This is a genomic window from Escherichia fergusonii ATCC 35469 (genome assembly GCF_000026225.1).
GTDB classification, from domain to species: Bacteria; Pseudomonadota; Gammaproteobacteria; order Enterobacterales; family Enterobacteriaceae; genus Escherichia; species Escherichia fergusonii.
Window position 1 is genome coordinate 4,508,239 of record NC_011740.1, and the last position, 14,638, is coordinate 4,522,876.

Sequence of the window (14,638 nt, forward strand, 5' to 3'; positions counted from 1 at the left end):
GCAAATGATAAAAATTATCATATGATATTGGTTATCATTATCAGTGAAAGAGATGAAACCATGTTGCAACGTATGCTGGGCAGTGGCTGGGGAGTGTTTCTGCCAGGATTGCTGATTGCAGGGCTGACGTATGCGGATTTATCGCCGGATCAGTGGCGGATTGTCATTCTGATGGGATTGGTGTTGACGCCGGTGATGTTGTATCACAAACAGTTACGGCATTACATTTTGCTACCATCGTGCCTGGTGCTTATTGCTGGAATCATGCTGATGATAATGAATTTGAATCAGGGATGACAAAACAGGGAAGAAACAAGGAAGGAAGTAAAGATAATTGGTGCGAGGGGGGGGACTTGAACCCCCACGTCCGTAAGGACACTAACACCTGAAGCTAGCGCGTCTACCAATTCCGCCACCTTCGCACAGTCATCTTACTTTTTTGATATCGCCTCGTTTGGTGCGAGGGGGGGGACTTGAACCCCCACGTCCGTAAGAACACTAACACCTGAAGCTAGCGCGTCTACCAATTCCGCCACCTTCGCCCAGTGCGAGCAATATCAACGTGGTTTTTGGTGCGAGGGGGGGGACTTGAACCCCCACGTCCGTAAGGACACTAACACCTGAAGCTAGCGCGTCTACCAATTCCGCCACCTTCGCATACCATCAATTCTTAAAAAGAATTGCTACCACGGAGGCGCATTCTAGTGGTTTTCAGCTTTTCGTCAATAGTTAATTATCGCCAGATGTGTAATTGCTGGAAAAATGGCCATCGGCGGATTGTGGATAATTCGGTTGTCGGTCGGATAAAGCGTTCAGGCCTTACCTGACACGACATGTAGGCACAGATGCCAAATGCGACGCTGGCGCGTCTTATCTGGCCTACGAAGGGCTAACGTGCAGGTTTTGTATGTTGGATAAGGCGTTCACGCCGCATCCGACACGGTATGCGGGTACTGTTGCGTGAATTCTCGTTCGCAATATTTTTCAGACTCAATTTCAATATCCCTTGTGTAGTATTCATCACAAAGGATGTCAAAATTATCAATAAACGTAGTATGATAATCCGGGAGTTTTGCTCTGGCAATGTAGCATCATTTTTTTAACTTCCGTGAGATAGTGATTTTTTTAGCAATGATTTCAATGTAGAAGTCATGACTTTGGACAATGTAATGCGTGTATGTTCCTGAGTCATATAATTTCCAGTCAGTAAAATGCTCTGTTCTTTCGTTCTCGAGTTTTTCCAGCCATGATGACACCGGGACTACCCAGTAACATGAAGCAAAGTCATTCTCACCACAAGGAGTATAGTATCTGCGATCTTTATTGCGTTCATAACGCGTAGCCCATACTTCTGTAAATTCAACAACACCCTTAAATCTGGAGTATTTTGTTGAAGCTCTCCAGAGAGGAAAACTGATTATTAATGAATCACCAATACTTTCAATATGAACATAATCATTTGGTGCCTGCCAGTAAGGCAATTCAATAGCGTATGCGTAATCTTTTTTCATTTTATTTTTTGCTTTTAATTACAATTTGCGCTATTTGTTTTTGAAAAATTTCCGTTTTTTTATATTCATTCGGTGTGGCGTGGTTACAACTACTGTACTGATCGCCTGTCTTACCGTCATTCTGCCAGTGGCATACGGGACAGATCTCAAAAAAAGCATCTTCCTTGCTGGCGAAAACAAGATACCCGCAAGCATTACAAGCTATACCAGACATTGATGAGTTATTTTCCATATTATGATTATCCTTGAATTCGCGCAAAGAGATAGTACACATGCTTGATTGTTGAAAGGATGCTTATTAAGTGTGTGAGGCACCGATTAAACCGAAAAAAGGTGCTAACCGCCGCATTCTTAGAGTAAAAAAAACAGTCATATGCCCGATGTGCAAACTCATCGGGCTCATATGGGGATACTTAACCTTTCTTCGCCTGGCGGGTCATAATGGCGCGATACACCTTGAAGCGCCCGGTTTGCGCGATCACTTCGTGGAAGCCAAATGTCTCATCCAGCACGTCCGGGTAAGGCAGGAAGGCGTTCGCCACAATTCTCAGCTCGCCGCCGCTGTTAAGATGACGCACCGCGCCGCGAATCAGCGTTTGCGCCGCATCCAGGCTGGTTTGCATCCCATCGTGGAACGGCGGGTTGGAGATGATCATATCAAAGCGACCTTTCACCTCGGAAAAGACGTTGCTGGCAAAGACTTCACCTTCAATACCGTTGGCAGCAAGTGTTGCACGGCTGGCTTCAACTGCTGGCGCAGAAACATCGCACAACGTGAGACGAATTTTCGGCGAATGGCGCGCAAAGGCAACCGAAAGCACGCCCGCGCCACAGCCGACATCCAGCACTTTACCTTTCGTGTGCGGAGTTAACGTCGAGAGCAGCAGTTGGCTACCGACATCCAGACCGTCGCGGCTAAACACGCCCGGCAGCGTTTTGACCGTCAGGCCATCGACGTTATATTCGCCCCAGAATTTATCGGCATCAAACATCGGCTGCTTTTCCAGACGACCAAAATAGAGGCCACAGCGACGGGCGCTGTCGACTTTATTCAACGGCGCATAATCTGCCAGCATCTGCTCTGCGCTGCGCACGCCGCTTCGGTTCTCGCCAACGACAAAAATATCCGTCCCCACCGGCAGCAGAGAAAGTAAATTCATCAACTGGAACTGGGCTTCCGGTTTGTTCTTCGGCCAGTAGTAAATCAGCGTATCGCAATCTGCGACATCATCCGCCGTGGCGACCAGGCTAAAACGGGCGTTATCACCCATCTGGCGGCTTAATACCTGCCAGTGGTGGAACTGCTGGGTATGAGCACGGCTGGCCGCGGTATCTAAACGCGCGGGCAGGTCATCCTGTAAGTCTCCGGCAAACAGAATACGGCTTTGTTCGAAATCATCACTGTGACGCAGCAAGACTTCACTTGCCGGGGTAAATGCAGACATGGAATGCTCCTCAATTGATACTGGCGGCGATTATAGCCATATGTTGGCGCGGTATCGACGAATTTGCTATATTTGCGCCCCTGACAACAGGAGCGATTCGCTATGACATCCCGACGAGACTGGCAGTTACAGCAACTGGGCATTACCCAGTGGTCGCTGCGTCGCCCTGGCGCGTTGCAGGGGGAGATTGCCATTGCGATCCCGGCACACGTCCGTCTGGTGATGGTGGCAAACGATCTTCCCGCCCTGACTGATCCTTTAGTGAGCGACGTTCTGCGCGCATTAACCGTCAGCCCCGACCAGGTGCTGCAACTGACGCCAGAAAAGATCGCGATGCTGCCGCAAGGCAGTCGCTGCAACAGCTGGCGGTTGGGTACTGACGAACCGCTATCACTGGAAGGCGCTCAGGTGGCATCACCGGCGCTCACCGAATTACGGGCAAACCCAACGGCACGCGCCGCGTTATGGCAACAAATTTGCACATATGAACACGATTTCTTCCCTCGAAACGACTGATTTACCAGCGGCTTTCCACATTGAACAACGCGCCCACGCCTTTCCGTGGAGTGAAAAAACCTTTGCCAGTAATCAGGGCGAGCGTTATCTCAACTTTCAGTTAACGCAAAACGGCAAAATGGCGGCGTTTGCGATTACGCAAGTGGTGCTGGATGAAGCTACATTGTTCAATATTGCGGTCGATCCCGACTATCAGCGTCAGGGGCTGGGAAGGGCGCTGCTGGAACATCTGATCGACGAACTGGAAAAACGCGGTGTGGCGACGTTATGGCTGGAAGTCCGTGCCTCAAACGCTGCCGCCATTGCCCTGTACGAAAGTTTAGGCTTTAACGAGGCGACGATTCGCCGCAATTACTACCCCACCAAGGACGGTCGCGAAGACGCCATCATCATGGCGTTGCCAATCAGTATGTAAGACAAGGTGGAATAATGAAGTGGGACTGGATTTTCTTTGATGCCGATGAAACGCTGTTTACCTTTGACTCGTTCACCGGCCTGCAGCGGATGTTTCTTGATTACAGCGTCACTTTTACCGCTGAAGATTTTCAGGACTATCAGGCCGTTAACAAGCCCCTGTGGGTAGATTATCAAAACGGTGCTATCACTTCATTACAGCTTCAGCACGGGCGTTTTGAGAGCTGGGCCGAACGGCTGAACGTCGAGCCAGGTAAACTCAACGAGGCCTTCATTAATGCGATGGCGGAAATTTGCACACCGCTGCCGGGCGCGGTTTCCCTGCTTAATGCCATTCGCGGCAACGCCAAAATCGGCATCATCACCAACGGCTTTAGCGCCTTGCAGCAAGTGCGTCTGGAACGCACGGGCCTGCGTGATTATTTCGATTTGTTGGTGATTTCCGAAGAAGTTGGCGTAGCCAAACCGAATAAGAAAATTTTCGATTATGCGCTGGAACAGGCGGGCAATCCTGACCGTTCACGCGTGCTGATGGTTGGCGACACTGCCGAGTCCGATATTCTCGGTGGCATCAACGCCGGGCTTGCGACCTGCTGGCTGAATGCTCACAATCGCGAGCAACCAGAAGGCATCGCGCCTACCTGGACCGTTTCTTCGTTGCACGAACTGGAGCAGCTCCTGTGTAAACACTGATTGCCTCCCCCCCGTTGATGGGTAAAATAGCCGCAATTTTTCGTTTTCAACAAGCGCGGCGCGATGCCGCTTACTCAAGAAGAAAGAATTATGACGTTGTCTCCTTATTTGCAAGAGGTGGCGAAGCGCCGCACTTTTGCCATTATTTCTCACCCCAATAATTAACCCCAAATTAAAGCTCTTTTACTCTTTCAAAATCCTTTCAGTTAATTGAGGTTGAGCTATATAAATCATTTAAATACATTTAGTTATGTGGCTTCTTTAATTGAAAGTTCTTTCATGTAACTTTAAATCGATCAGCTTGCTTTCATCAAAAATCTGTACATATGCTTGTACATAATGTACAAAGCAGCAGAGGTGTTTTGCGATTTGTACAAGGTGAGTAATGGCGCTGTCTGATGCGTGGTTGCGTTCAGTCGTTGGAAAGGAACGTGATAAGGTTTTGGTTAAATCCGATCGTGATGGTCTGTCTGTTAGAGTATCACCGAAAGGTCGCGTAGTGTTCCAATATCGTTATCAGTGGGCGGGGAAAGGTGAGCGTCTTGATATCGGAACTTACCCGGCAACTGGACTAAAAGAGGCCAGAGAAGAAGTTATCCGTCTTCGTGGTGAACTCGAGTCAAACCGCAATCCACGATTGGTCAAGCAGGCTGAAAAACGAAAAGCTACTGAAGCCATGACGGTAGAGTCTGTGATCCGTGCTTGGTATGAAGCATATTGTGTAAAAAATAAAAAAGGTTCTGAACAGATACTCCGCTCGTTTGAGCTGCACCTGTTCTCTAAAATCGGGAATATCCCTCACGATGCAGCTACATTGCATGATTGGTTAGAAGTCCTGGAGCCTCTTAGCACTAAGACTCCTGCAATAGCAGACCGATTGCTAATTAACGCAAAGCAGGCCCACGTCTGGGCGTATAAGAGAAAGCTTATTGAAACTCGCCCGCTGTCGGATATCACGGGTAAAGATATGGATATCCGTAAAGGTCAGAAGAAACGGTTTCTGACACATGATGAAATTAAAATCCTTTATGCTGCGATCGATGGTTCTCGAATGGTTCCTAAATACCGGGCCTTCATTAAACTATTGCTGCATTTTGGCTGCCGTAGTTCAGAGCTAATTACCGCTAGGGTGGATGATTTTGATTTCATTAATAAGGTATGGACTGTACCGCCAGAACGACATAAGACAGGGGATATAACAGGTGAACCGCTAAAGCGCCCCATTATTGAACCGGTTGAAGAGCTTATAAAGTACGTTATCTCTATGAACAATGGTTCCGATATGCTTTTTACTAAGGAAGGATGTAGGGAACCCGTTGGTCGGACATCATTGCAGTCGCTGCCTTACAATTTAATGCAGTACGCATGGCGGCGTTTAGGGTATCAATTCCCCCATTGGTCTCTTCATGATTTGAGACGAACAGCACGAACAAACTTTTCTGATCTTACTGCGCCTCATATTGCAGAAATAATGCTCGGTCATAAACTGCCAGGGGTATGGCAGGTTTATGACAAGAGCGATTATTTAGAAGAACAGCGTAAAGCTTACCAGGCATGGTGGGAGAGAGTTGAATCGATCGTTACTTGTACTGGTTCAGACAGCAACTGACAGTCCGCTTTGAGCAAGAAGCGGAAGTTGGCAGTTTTGTGGACTGTCCCCACAAAAGTGACTACAGAAATAGTTGCAATTCATAATTGATCATGGGTTGTCAGTTAAACTCGTGGCGATTTAAATAGACTAATTGGGAGTGCGTCCATTACTTATATCTTGTAATGTTAACTATCAGAAATGATACAAAGATAATATGTCTTTAAAGAAAAGGCTGATGGCGAAAAGTGGCCCGATGAGGGCCACAATACAGCTGTCACTTAGACGTAAATATCAATGGTGCCAGCGGTATTTGTATCGTCTTTTTTCTCTTCTTTTTTATCAGGCTGAACTGTCGCGTCTTTATTCTTTTTCTCTGCCTGCTGCCTTAACAACTGCTCCAGTTGAGCCCTGAGGCTTTCAATTTGCTTCTGTACCAATGCAGCCATTTCTTTTTTCTGCTGTGTCGTCATCCCCTCTTCCGATGAGATTTTCCCAAGCTTTTCAGTCAGCACCTGAATTTGTCTTGTGATTTTGGCTATTTCTGATGTTCCTTCCGGGGCGGAGTTGTTTGAAATAACGGTTGAGGTATTCCCCTGAATTGTGACAGACATAGATTTCTCCTTTTAAAAAAGCACTATCGGCATGCACAAAAAAATCTTTAATCGTATTTCTTGTGTCATTAATTGTTTGATGTTCAGATTGTTTTCCTCGCGGGCTGGCGCGCCTCAGAAAGTAAAGCTTGTTGACAGGGGTAAACGTTCGGCAATAATTTTCTGCCGCATGCGGGTGTTGCATAAAACGTGCTACGTTCCTTTATCGACAGGTCAGGTCACCGCTCACCCGCCGACGAGAAAGCAACACTGACATGCTAAAGCAAAAAATAGATGAATAAGTTGAGTTGTGCATATGTAGCCTGACCGTCACAAAGTATATGGTGTCTGTACCAGTAAGATGATGGCCGGACTCTTTAAAAACGAGCTGACCTGCACAATACAGGATGGGCTTAGCAATGGCTGCTCCTGGCACAGAGCAGACAGTCAGATTTGTTTGGTCTGTGCCATATCTGTGCCAGCTCTCATTTGAGCTAATGTTTGTTACTCTATTACTCCAGCAAACCTATATATCTTGCGTGATGCCCATTTATTTGGGCAGGATTTAATATCAGGATCTGGAAAATCTGGTCTGTATTTCTGGCCAGTCCTCCTGTTTACGCTGTTCCAGCGAAGCACCGTCGATATTGAAACGCCACAGAATTCGGCGACTTGTTTTGTTGTCATTAAGTTGTTCATTGCTGCCCCTCCAGTGATTGTTCGGTTGAAAGACTCATGCGCATGTGCGTAACTCCGATAACTCGTTAAAGCGCTCCATAAACATCCCGTAGGCATGGCTCGGAGCCAGTGGAATAACTTTGAACATCTCTGTTGCCGGGATGCCTTCCAGTACAGGCCAGAAAGAGCCATCATCAAGTCCGAGATCGCGGCGTTCGGTTGCCAGCATGATGAGATCGGCATATTTCACAGGTGTGCTCATAACCGGGGGTAACCCGTATTTCTCACGGATTACGGCGTCTATTTTTTCTTCCATCCGTTTATAATCAGGAAGAAGGCGTTTCAGTGGAGCCGGGATGTCCTGGCAATACGCTTCTGTTGCATCATGCATTAACGCTTCAAAAGCAAATTCCTGCGGTACCAGCTGGCTGCAAAGCACCGCATGCTGGGCGACGCTGTAGAAGTGTGAAAGATGTCCTGCAAAGCGACAGATATTTGAAAGGGAAACCGCGATATCGTTAATCACGATGTCGTCTTTATTTATCCTGTCATAATAAAAATGCTTCCCAGAAAAAGTTTTAATAAATGACATTTTGTTCTCCACGTTATTTGCGCTGCACCGCACTGAATTCTGGTAAAAGGAAGCCCTCACCATCCGGCGATTATTGAGTTAATTACGTTTCCATAAATGCCCCCGCAGGGGCATTTGCAGTAATCAAATCAGGCGGTGAAAGTACCAATAAAGGTTTCTACTTTGCTGTCTTTGAATTTCTCAACAAGCAGATCGCGAAATTCGTTAGCCATTTCTTCCTGCACAGCCTCCAGCTGAATAATGCGCAGAACAAGTACAGGACGATCGCCAGTGATAATGCTGAGGCGTAATTTAAAAGAACGTTCTTTCAGACCTTCAAACGGAACGCATTTAAATTCAAATGCCACTGGCATAATGTCTTTGGTCTTCGCTTCGACAGACTCCATCAGGGAGCGTTTGCCGCTGAAGTCATTATCTTCAAAATCAGCGGTCTGGTTTGCTTCAATCGTGATTTTACGGACAGCCGCAGCCGATTTTGTTGCCTGGATAGCGTCACCATTAGCATCAAAACCCACAAGGTAGTCGGCCCAGTCTTCAATCCATTCTGCCAGTGACTTCTGGGAGTTACGCTCGCTGTTAACAGACAACAGTGCAGAGAACGGTGCTGTCTTTTTCAGTTTGAGAGTGGCGGTGTTATCTGCGTGACCTGGTTCATCAATAGTACCCAGGTTAAGCACACTGACGGCACGCATATTATCAGCATCGATAAAGCAGCGGGTGCCTTCATCTGCAAGATCTTTAGAATAACGGGTAAAGTCATCGATGCTGGCAGTGGAAAGCGCACCACGGAAACGGAAGCGATTTAAATTAAATTTTTCCAGATCATGAATGCGGAAATTCTCAGGCAATGCCACAGCATCGGCACCAATCTTACTGATAATTTCATTAACACCCTGAGCAGAAATAAGAGCATGGATTTGATTAATTGCGGTTGCGTCTAAGTTCTGAGACATAATAAGTCCTCACTATATAAAGATATTCAGTGATGAAATAAATAATCAGTTAATTAAGAACGATATTAATGACCTGCTGCGCGGAGTTTTCCGTCAGGTTCACCGGCAAGAGTCAGTAATTGTCCCTGGTCTTCCTGCAGAATTGTCAGGCGACCACCGCGATTGACATACATCGGCGTTTCGGTGGTGTCTTCTTCGGAAATTTTCCCGCGGTTAGTCGGGCGAATATATGAGAGTTTGTGTTTGATTTTCACACGGTTCTCATCAAATGGTTCGATTTCCAGGTTGAGTGAGACCTTCCCTTTGGTTTTCGTGTTCATCACACCGGAAGCGACTTCACTGAGAACTGCGCCGATTTTGGTTTCAAATACGCCGCCGTCCAGCTCCCCGATAAATGCCTGCACATCAGTACTGCGTTCGCTAGCCATTTTGCTGTTCCTCATCATATCGCCCCTGCAAGGTCGGTTGGTTTCTCCACAAAACAGAGAAGAACACCTGCGGTGGCAGCCGCCCGGATGGATTGGGTTATGAGCCCGTCGTCCGGTGATGCTCTTCTCTGTTTTGTAAAAAGAGCGGTACCAGCTGGAAGCAAGGGTACAAACTGGTACCGCCAAGACTACACACAGCATAAAGTTGTGGTGCCGGGTGCCTCCCGGTGCCTGGCGAAGGTTGCACACCAGGCGGGTGGGTATCCACAGAAGGTCGACTGTCAGCCTCAACCTTAACCCGCGTGCGCTGAGCCGCATTCACCACAACGCTAAGGATTCTCTCTGGTTGAAAATACTTAGCTGTTATGTGCCTGCTTTTAGCCACATCAGGCGAGGTGGACCTGGTTATTCCCCAACAACAAGGATTCGGTTAATCTGGATATCCCCAACAACAATAAGAGTATTCAATGTGATCGCTGAATTAACGGCAGCAATGACGGCTATTCGTGAAATAGCCCAGATTGCAAAACTAATGAACGAGGCAAAAACTCAAGCTGAAGTAAATGCGGCTATTGGTGAGCTGAACTCAAAGCTTGTGTCTATTCAGCGCGAATGCGTGTCTCTCGTTGAACTGGTGGGCTCTTATCAAGAAATAAATGCTTCTCTCAAAGCTAAAATTGCAGAATTCGAAAACTTTGAGGCTCAGACGGAAGGCTATATCCTTAACCAACTTGAGTCGGGTACTTTTGTATACTCGAAGGAGGTAATCGTGAACGGTGGCAGCATAACCATGCATCTTTGCCCAAAATGTTTTGGACAAAAGATAGTATCGATACTTCAACCATTCCCGGTTAGCGAAGATGAGCTTTTTCATAAAAGCAGGTGCCTCCACTGTGAAAATAAGTTTCTGATGAATAAAAATCCAGATTACGTATCGCCTCCATCCATTGAGGAGTTGTCCAGAAAACTTAACGGCAATCTGTAGATTGCTACTGTTGTGGATATCCAGATTGTTAAAGAGCGAAGCGTGCACTAGGGCGCTTTTTTGTTGCTAACGAATCATCTAGGACTTCATATGCCTCAGGCGGCTACTTCGTGGGCGTCCTGCCTGTTCGTTATCTTTGACATAGAATCTAACTTAACTTAGTTTTTAAGGCAAGAGAAAACACCAAACTTTTCTTAGCTTGGTGCCTTAGTTAGAGAAGGGAGGTACTAGAGTTCGTATTGAACTCCTTTGACTACACCAATGATCAGGCAATTACCATTGATCGGGATGTTGGGATACCGGGGATTCAATGGTACTAAAAACTTTTGAGGACCATCGATGACTAATTTTTTTACTGTAGCTTCGTTCGTTCCATCAAGTCGAGCAATGACTATTTTTCCATGACGAGGTTCTGCATCAGGATCTACAATCACTGTTGCACCTTCTGGTATTGTTGGGAGGCCATTAGGGTTAGTCATGGAGTCGCCTTTAACTTCTAATGCAAATGAGTTATCACCAATCTTTAAAGATGTATCTACCCACTTGTCCACTTCACTAAACACTTCTGCTGCCCTGCACTCAGTAAACTGCCCAGCCTGAACCCACGAAATTACAGGAACTCTGCGCATGTTTGTGACGAGTTTGCCTTCAAACTCAGCACCATAAAGAATGTAATCTATTGACGTATTAAAGAACTTCGCTAATTTCGAAAGTGCTTCCCCGCCAGGGACATTGATGTCTTTTTCCCAGTACCCCACAGCAACGTCACTTACCCCACAAAATTTACCCAATTCTTTCTGGGACGTTCTGGTAACCCTTCTCAGAGCTTTTATACGCTGACCAACCGTTTCCATAGGAGCACCATTTCTTGAATTGCTAAGTAATCTTAGTTTTTATTGACCTAAGATAGATTGATAATTAACATCTAATAAAACTTAGTTTTGGAGAGCGTATGACAACTGACGATATCGAAAGCTACTTCGGCAGTATTGAGAAAGTTGCTGCTTTTTTCGGCATAACAACTGAAGCCGTTTATCAGTGGCGAAACCGTCCGGGCCGGTTAATTCCAAAAGGACGTGCAGCAGAAGCTGCATATAGAACTTGCGGACGCTTGCTATTTAAACCTGAGCTTTATGAAAAATCTAATGGATAAATCGATTAACAGAAACCACAGAACGATGAGGCTAACCGTGGGTAATCATCACTGGAAAATAGAAAAACAGCCTGTGTGGTACGTGAAAGCTGTCAGAAAAACTATCGCGGCGTTGCCGGGTGGTTACGCTGAAGCGGCTGACTGGCTCGATGTAACAGAAAACGCTTTATTCAACCGCCTTCGTGCAGATGGCGATCAGATTTTCCCGCTGGGATGGGCAATGGTTTTACAGCGTGCTGGTGGCACTCACTTCATTGCTGATGCTGTGGCGCAGTCTGCAAATGGCGTCTTTGTGTCTCTTCCTGACATCGAGGATGTGGACAACGCCGATATCAACCAACGCCTGCTGGAGGTCATTGAACAGATCGGCAGTTATTCAAAACAGATTCGTTCAGCAATTGAAGACGGTGTAGTGGAACCGCATGAGAAGACAGCAATTAACGATGAGCTGTACCTCTCAATTTCGAAGCTGCAGGAGCATGCAGCACTGGTCTACAAAATCTTTTGCGTTTCAGAAAGTAGTGACGCCCGCGAGTGTGCAGCTCCGGGCGCCGTGGCGTGTCGTGACTGTGGAGAAACTAACGCATGAACAGTTTAACAATACACTACCGTCGCTCGCAACTGATTGCGCTTCCTGTACCGGGTGGAAAAGCGAAGGTGGAGTATTGCTATGCAGTAAATGTACCAGGTGACAGGGAAATTGTAACCCACAGCTTTGCTGAGTGGGCTGTGGGTGATTTCAACCGGCAGAAGGAGACAGTCCTTTGCGACAAGTTAACCGCTGGTTCAAAGATCACTACGGAGTACCCGTCAGAGTCATTCGTTGGGAGCCGGAAACACAACGGGTTATCTACCTCCGTGAAGGCTATGAGCATGAGTGCTTCAGCCCGCTCGAACAGTTTCGTCGTAAATTCAGGGAAATAGAGGTCGGTCATGAGCACTAAATTAACCGGCTATGTATGGGATGGTTGCGCAGCGTCAGGCATGAAATTATCCAGCGTGGCAATTATGGCCCGCCTGGCTGATTTCAGTAATGACGAAGGTGTGTGCTGGCCATCAATTGAAACCATTGCCCGTCAGATTGGCGCGGGGATGAGTACCGTCAGAACGGCTATCGCACGGCTGGAAGCAGAAGGCTGGTTAACGCGTAAGGCGAGTCGCCAGGGTAACCGCAATGCGTCGAATGTTTATCAGCTTAACGTTGCGAAGCTTCAGGCAGCGGCATTTTCTCAACTGTCAGATTCTGACCCATCAAAATCTGACGCATCAAAATCTGACCCGTCAAAATTTGATGCGTCGAAATCTGGCAAAAAAGCGGGTTTTCACCCGTCAGAATCTGGCGGGGATCCGTCAGTAAAATCAAAACATGATCCGTCAGATAAAAAACCTTCTCGTCCGGACGCTTCGCAACCGGACACGCAGACGGCTGAACAGGATTTTTTAACTCGCCATCCTGATGCGGTTGTATTCAGCCCTAAAAAGCGCCAGTGGGGAACGCAGGATGATTTGACCTGCGCACAGTGGCTCTGGAAAAAAATCATTGCCCTGTACGAGCAGGCCGCCGAATGTGACGGCGAGGTGGTTCGTCCCAAAGAACCGAACTGGACAGCATGGGCAAACGAAATTCGCCTGATGTGTGTGCAGGATGGTCGTACTCACAAACAAATCTGCGAGATGTACAGCCGCGTCAGCCGCGATCCGTTCTGGTGCCGTAACGTGCTCAGCCCGTCGAAGTTGCGGGAAAAATGGGATGAGCTTTCCCTGCGCTTATCGCCGTCCGTCAGCACGCACACAGAAAAACGTGAAGACCCGTACTTCAAAGCCAGTTACGACAACGTGGACTACAGCCAGATCCCGGCAGGATTCAGGGGGTGATCATGAGTCTTTTGAATGACGTTCAGAAATTCATTGAAGCCCATCCGGGCTGTACTTCCGGAGACATTGCGGATGCTTTTGCAGGTTACTCACGGCAGCGCGTTCTGCAGTCAGCAAGCAAGTTACGTCAGAGTGGGCGTGTGGCTCACCGTTGTGAAGGAGATACACGCAGACATTTCCCGCGCCTGACTGAGAGAGCGCAGGAGCCGGAACCACAATCTGTTCGTGAAACCAGACCTGTGCGCAATTTCTATGTCGGCACTAACGACCCCCGGGTGATTTTGTGCCTGACCCGCCAGGCTGAAGAACTGGAGTCCAGGGGCTTATTCCGTCGAGCTGCAACGGTGTGGATGGCGGCATTCCGTGAAAGCCACTCCCAGCCAGAACGAAACAATTTTCTGGCGCGTCGTGAGCAGTGTTTACGGAAAAGCAGCAAGCGCGCTGCATCGGGTGAAGAGTGGTATCTGTCAGGGAATTACGTGGGGGCTTAATGACGACGTTAACTCAATGCCAGCAGCAGGTGCTGGATATGCTGATTTCTTACCAGAAAGAACGTGGCTTCCCGCCAACCAATCAGGAGGTGGCAACCATGCTGGGATACCGTTCGGTGAATGCAGCGGTGGAGCATCTTCGCGCACTGGAGAAAAAAGGCGTCATCACAATAAAGCGTGGCGTGGCCCGGGGGATAACGCTTCATACCGCAGTGAAGGACGACGACAGCGAGGCGGTCGGGATTATCCGCGCACTGCTTGCCGGTGAGGAATACGCCAGGCTGCGTGCAACTCACTGGTTACATGAAAGGGGCTTGAAAGTATGAAGCTTATCCTGCCTTTCCCGCCCAGCGTGAACACGTACTGGCGACACCCTAACAAAGGGGCGTTTGCAGGTAAGAGCCTGATAAGCGCGGCGGGGCGAAAATTCCAGAGCGCGGCGTGCGCTGCAATAGTTGAGCAGTTACGTCGTCTGCCGAAACCAACGTCGGCACCTGCTTCAGTGGAGATCGTGTTGTTTCCTCCTGATAACCGGATCCGCGATCTGGACAACTATAACAAGGCGCTGTTTGACGCCCTGACCCACGCGGGTGTGTGGGAAGACGACAGTCAGGTGAAAAGAATGCTGGTGGAGTGGGGACCGGTTATCCCGGAAGGGAAGGTCGAGATCACTATCAGTAAGTACGAGAAAACGGCGGGTGCAGCCGCCTGATTAAGAGGAGA

Annotated in this window: 22 protein-coding genes, 3 tRNA genes and 2 pseudogenes; 14 read left to right on the forward strand and 13 right to left on the reverse strand. The window is 47.9% G+C overall.

The annotated features are described in order from the left end of the window. The first annotated feature begins 60 nt into the window (after window positions 1-60). Complete coding sequence (locus tag EFER_RS21970) at window positions 61-297, forward strand: DUF1435 domain-containing protein (protein WP_015953970.1); 237 nt, start codon at window positions 61-63, stop codon at window positions 295-297. Window positions 298-335: 38 nt separating this feature from the next. Here the strand turns inward: EFER_RS21970 and EFER_RS21975 are convergent. The 6 genes from EFER_RS21975 to rsmC all read right to left on the reverse strand — a co-directional run bounded on the left by EFER_RS21975 (window position 336) and on the right by rsmC (window position 2,956). Next, window positions 336-422 (reverse strand) — tRNA-Leu (locus EFER_RS21975). Window positions 423-455: 33 nt separating this feature from the next. Further along, window positions 456-542 (reverse strand) — tRNA-Leu (locus EFER_RS21980). 28 nt (window positions 543-570) lie between these two features. Next, a tRNA-Leu gene (locus EFER_RS21985) sits at window positions 571-657 on the reverse strand. A 434-nt stretch (window positions 658-1,091) separates the two neighbouring features. Further along, a complete protein-coding gene (locus EFER_RS21995; protein ID WP_000711193.1) occupies window positions 1,092-1,511 on the reverse strand; it encodes a hypothetical protein in 420 nt (139 codons plus the stop codon). A 1-nt stretch (window position 1,512) separates the two neighbouring features. After that, complete coding sequence (locus EFER_RS22000) at window positions 1,513-1,743, reverse strand: CPCC family cysteine-rich protein (protein ID WP_000430081.1); 231 nt, start codon at window positions 1,741-1,743, stop codon at window positions 1,513-1,515. A 181-nt stretch (window positions 1,744-1,924) separates the two neighbouring features. Continuing rightward, entirely contained in the window at window positions 1,925-2,956 is a 1,032-nt protein-coding gene (gene rsmC / locus EFER_RS22005; RefSeq protein WP_001272310.1) for a 16S rRNA (guanine(1207)-N(2))-methyltransferase RsmC, read from the reverse strand. A gap of 102 nt (window positions 2,957-3,058) precedes the next feature. Here rsmC and holD point away from each other — a divergent pair, with 102 nt between their 5' ends. From holD to EFER_RS22025, 5 genes and pseudogenes are all read left to right on the forward strand, one after another. Then, window positions 3,059-3,472 (forward strand): DNA polymerase III subunit psi, encoded by a 414-nt coding sequence (gene holD, locus EFER_RS22010; RefSeq protein ID WP_000204018.1) that lies wholly within the window; start codon window positions 3,059-3,061, stop codon window positions 3,470-3,472. Next, window positions 3,441-3,887, forward strand: a complete 447-nt coding sequence (gene rimI, locus EFER_RS22015; RefSeq protein WP_001092449.1) for a ribosomal protein S18-alanine N-acetyltransferase — start codon at window positions 3,441-3,443, stop codon at window positions 3,885-3,887. Before holD ends, rimI begins: the two co-directional genes overlap by 32 nt. Window positions 3,888-3,901: 14 nt before the next feature. Further along, window positions 3,902-4,579: a pyrimidine 5'-nucleotidase gene (gene yjjG / locus EFER_RS22020; protein ID WP_000870712.1), complete on the forward strand. Its 678-nt coding sequence runs from the start codon at window positions 3,902-3,904 to the stop codon at window positions 4,577-4,579. 90 nt (window positions 4,580-4,669) lie between these two features. Further along, window positions 4,670-4,738 (forward strand): annotated as a pseudogene (locus tag EFER_RS24875) (hypothetical protein); the annotation flags it as partial. 226 nt (window positions 4,739-4,964) lie between these two features. Further along, complete coding sequence (locus EFER_RS22025; RefSeq protein ID WP_001218281.1) at window positions 4,965-6,188, forward strand: tyrosine-type recombinase/integrase; 1,224 nt, start codon at window positions 4,965-4,967, stop codon at window positions 6,186-6,188. A 260-nt stretch (window positions 6,189-6,448) separates the two neighbouring features. Here EFER_RS22025 and EFER_RS22030 read toward each other — a convergent pair whose 3' ends face one another. From EFER_RS22030 to EFER_RS24350, 6 genes and pseudogenes are all read right to left on the reverse strand, one after another. After that, window positions 6,449-6,781, reverse strand: coding sequence for a FlxA-like family protein (locus EFER_RS22030; protein ID WP_001317460.1), 333 nt, complete (start codon window positions 6,779-6,781; stop codon window positions 6,449-6,451). A gap of 202 nt (window positions 6,782-6,983) precedes the next feature. After that, entirely contained in the window at window positions 6,984-7,259 is a 276-nt protein-coding gene (locus EFER_RS23580; protein WP_071821821.1) for a hypothetical protein, read from the reverse strand. A 234-nt stretch (window positions 7,260-7,493) separates the two neighbouring features. Next, the gene (gene yfdR, locus EFER_RS22035; protein WP_000008231.1) at window positions 7,494-8,030 is read right to left on the reverse strand and encodes a 5'-deoxynucleotidase; all 537 of its coding nucleotides are present in this window, start codon (window positions 8,028-8,030) and stop codon (window positions 7,494-7,496) included. 128 nt (window positions 8,031-8,158) lie between these two features. After that, entirely contained in the window at window positions 8,159-8,983 is an 825-nt protein-coding gene (locus tag EFER_RS22040; protein WP_000081304.1) for a YfdQ family protein, read from the reverse strand. A 65-nt stretch (window positions 8,984-9,048) separates the two neighbouring features. Continuing rightward, window positions 9,049-9,411, reverse strand: coding sequence for a protein YfdP (gene yfdP, locus EFER_RS22045; protein WP_000135674.1), 363 nt, complete (start codon window positions 9,409-9,411; stop codon window positions 9,049-9,051). Between the two features lie 14 nt (window positions 9,412-9,425). Then, window positions 9,426-9,736: pseudogene (locus tag EFER_RS24350) on the reverse strand (hypothetical protein). A gap of 144 nt (window positions 9,737-9,880) precedes the next feature. Between EFER_RS24350 and EFER_RS22050 the strand changes: the two are divergent. Beyond that, window positions 9,881-10,396 carry a hypothetical protein gene (locus EFER_RS22050; protein ID WP_000559917.1) on the forward strand — a complete coding sequence of 172 codons (516 nt, stop codon included), beginning with the start codon at window positions 9,881-9,883 and terminating at the stop codon, window positions 10,394-10,396. Window positions 10,397-10,623: 227 nt separating this feature from the next. Here EFER_RS22050 and EFER_RS22055 read toward each other — a convergent pair whose 3' ends face one another. Then, window positions 10,624-11,250 carry a LexA family protein gene (locus EFER_RS22055; RefSeq protein WP_000450739.1) on the reverse strand — a complete coding sequence of 209 codons (627 nt, stop codon included), beginning with the start codon at window positions 11,248-11,250 and terminating at the stop codon, window positions 10,624-10,626. Between the two features lie 98 nt (window positions 11,251-11,348). On the opposite strand from EFER_RS22055, the gene EFER_RS22060 reads away from it, so the two are divergent. The 7 genes from EFER_RS22060 to EFER_RS22090 all read left to right on the forward strand — a co-directional run bounded on the left by EFER_RS22060 (window position 11,349) and on the right by EFER_RS22090 (window position 14,627). Beyond that, a complete protein-coding gene (locus tag EFER_RS22060; protein ID WP_000205495.1) occupies window positions 11,349-11,549 on the forward strand; it encodes a Cro/CI family transcriptional regulator in 201 nt (66 codons plus the stop codon). A gap of 37 nt (window positions 11,550-11,586) precedes the next feature. Beyond that, window positions 11,587-12,138 carry a protein YmfL gene (gene ymfL / locus EFER_RS22065; protein WP_048814586.1) on the forward strand — a complete coding sequence of 184 codons (552 nt, stop codon included), beginning with the start codon at window positions 11,587-11,589 and terminating at the stop codon, window positions 12,136-12,138. Window positions 12,139-12,313: 175 nt separating this feature from the next. Continuing rightward, window positions 12,314-12,493 (forward strand): DUF4222 domain-containing protein, encoded by a 180-nt coding sequence (locus EFER_RS23600; protein WP_001250269.1) that lies wholly within the window; start codon window positions 12,314-12,316, stop codon window positions 12,491-12,493. Next, the gene (locus tag EFER_RS22075) at window positions 12,483-13,424 is read left to right on the forward strand and encodes a helix-turn-helix domain-containing protein (RefSeq protein ID WP_000104982.1); all 942 of its coding nucleotides are present in this window, start codon (window positions 12,483-12,485) and stop codon (window positions 13,422-13,424) included. Before EFER_RS23600 ends, EFER_RS22075 begins: the two co-directional genes overlap by 11 nt. After that, window positions 13,421-13,915: a PerC family transcriptional regulator gene (locus tag EFER_RS22080; protein WP_015953975.1), complete on the forward strand. Its 495-nt coding sequence runs from the start codon at window positions 13,421-13,423 to the stop codon at window positions 13,913-13,915. Before EFER_RS22075 ends, EFER_RS22080 begins: the two co-directional genes overlap by 4 nt. Beyond that, window positions 13,915-14,241, forward strand: coding sequence for a LexA family protein (locus tag EFER_RS22085; RefSeq protein WP_000210160.1), 327 nt, complete (start codon window positions 13,915-13,917; stop codon window positions 14,239-14,241). Before EFER_RS22080 ends, EFER_RS22085 begins: the two co-directional genes overlap by 1 nt. Then, window positions 14,238-14,627 (forward strand): RusA family crossover junction endodeoxyribonuclease, encoded by a 390-nt coding sequence (locus EFER_RS22090; RefSeq protein WP_000767113.1) that lies wholly within the window; start codon window positions 14,238-14,240, stop codon window positions 14,625-14,627. Before EFER_RS22085 ends, EFER_RS22090 begins: the two co-directional genes overlap by 4 nt. Window positions 14,628-14,638: the final 11 nt, after the last annotated feature.

Excerpts from the sequence above, each read along its gene's own strand:
- rsmC (WP_001272310.1), bottom strand. The coding sequence starts at position 2,956 with ATGTCTGCATTTACCCCGGCAAGTGAAGTCTTGCTGCGTCACAGTGAT.
- EFER_RS22030 (WP_001317460.1), bottom strand. The coding sequence starts at position 6,781 with ATGTCTGTCACAATTCAGGGGAATACCTCAACCGTTATTTCAAACAAC.
- yfdP (WP_000135674.1), bottom strand. The coding sequence starts at position 9,411 with ATGGCTAGCGAACGCAGTACTGATGTGCAGGCATTTATCGGGGAGCTG.
- rimI (WP_001092449.1), top strand. The coding sequence starts at position 3,441 with ATGAACACGATTTCTTCCCTCGAAACGACTGATTTACCAGCGGCTTTC.
- EFER_RS22040 (WP_000081304.1), bottom strand. The coding sequence starts at position 8,983 with ATGTCTCAGAACTTAGACGCAACCGCAATTAATCAAATCCATGCTCTT.
- yfdR (WP_000008231.1), bottom strand. The coding sequence starts at position 8,030 with ATGTCATTTATTAAAACTTTTTCTGGGAAGCATTTTTATTATGACAGG.
- EFER_RS22060 (WP_000205495.1), top strand. The coding sequence starts at position 11,349 with ATGACAACTGACGATATCGAAAGCTACTTCGGCAGTATTGAGAAAGTT.
- EFER_RS22085 (WP_000210160.1), top strand. The coding sequence starts at position 13,915 with ATGACGACGTTAACTCAATGCCAGCAGCAGGTGCTGGATATGCTGATT.
- EFER_RS21970 (WP_015953970.1), top strand. The coding sequence starts at position 61 with ATGTTGCAACGTATGCTGGGCAGTGGCTGGGGAGTGTTTCTGCCAGGA.
- EFER_RS22090 (WP_000767113.1), top strand. The coding sequence starts at position 14,238 with ATGAAGCTTATCCTGCCTTTCCCGCCCAGCGTGAACACGTACTGGCGA.
- EFER_RS22075 (WP_000104982.1), top strand. The coding sequence starts at position 12,483 with ATGAGCACTAAATTAACCGGCTATGTATGGGATGGTTGCGCAGCGTCA.
- yjjG (WP_000870712.1), top strand. The coding sequence starts at position 3,902 with ATGAAGTGGGACTGGATTTTCTTTGATGCCGATGAAACGCTGTTTACC.
- EFER_RS22000 (WP_000430081.1), bottom strand. The coding sequence starts at position 1,743 with ATGGAAAATAACTCATCAATGTCTGGTATAGCTTGTAATGCTTGCGGG.
- EFER_RS21995 (WP_000711193.1), bottom strand. The coding sequence starts at position 1,511 with ATGAAAAAAGATTACGCATACGCTATTGAATTGCCTTACTGGCAGGCA.
- holD (WP_000204018.1), top strand. The coding sequence starts at position 3,059 with ATGACATCCCGACGAGACTGGCAGTTACAGCAACTGGGCATTACCCAG.
- EFER_RS22055 (WP_000450739.1), bottom strand. The coding sequence starts at position 11,250 with ATGGAAACGGTTGGTCAGCGTATAAAAGCTCTGAGAAGGGTTACCAGA.
- EFER_RS22025 (WP_001218281.1), top strand. The coding sequence starts at position 4,965 with ATGGCGCTGTCTGATGCGTGGTTGCGTTCAGTCGTTGGAAAGGAACGT.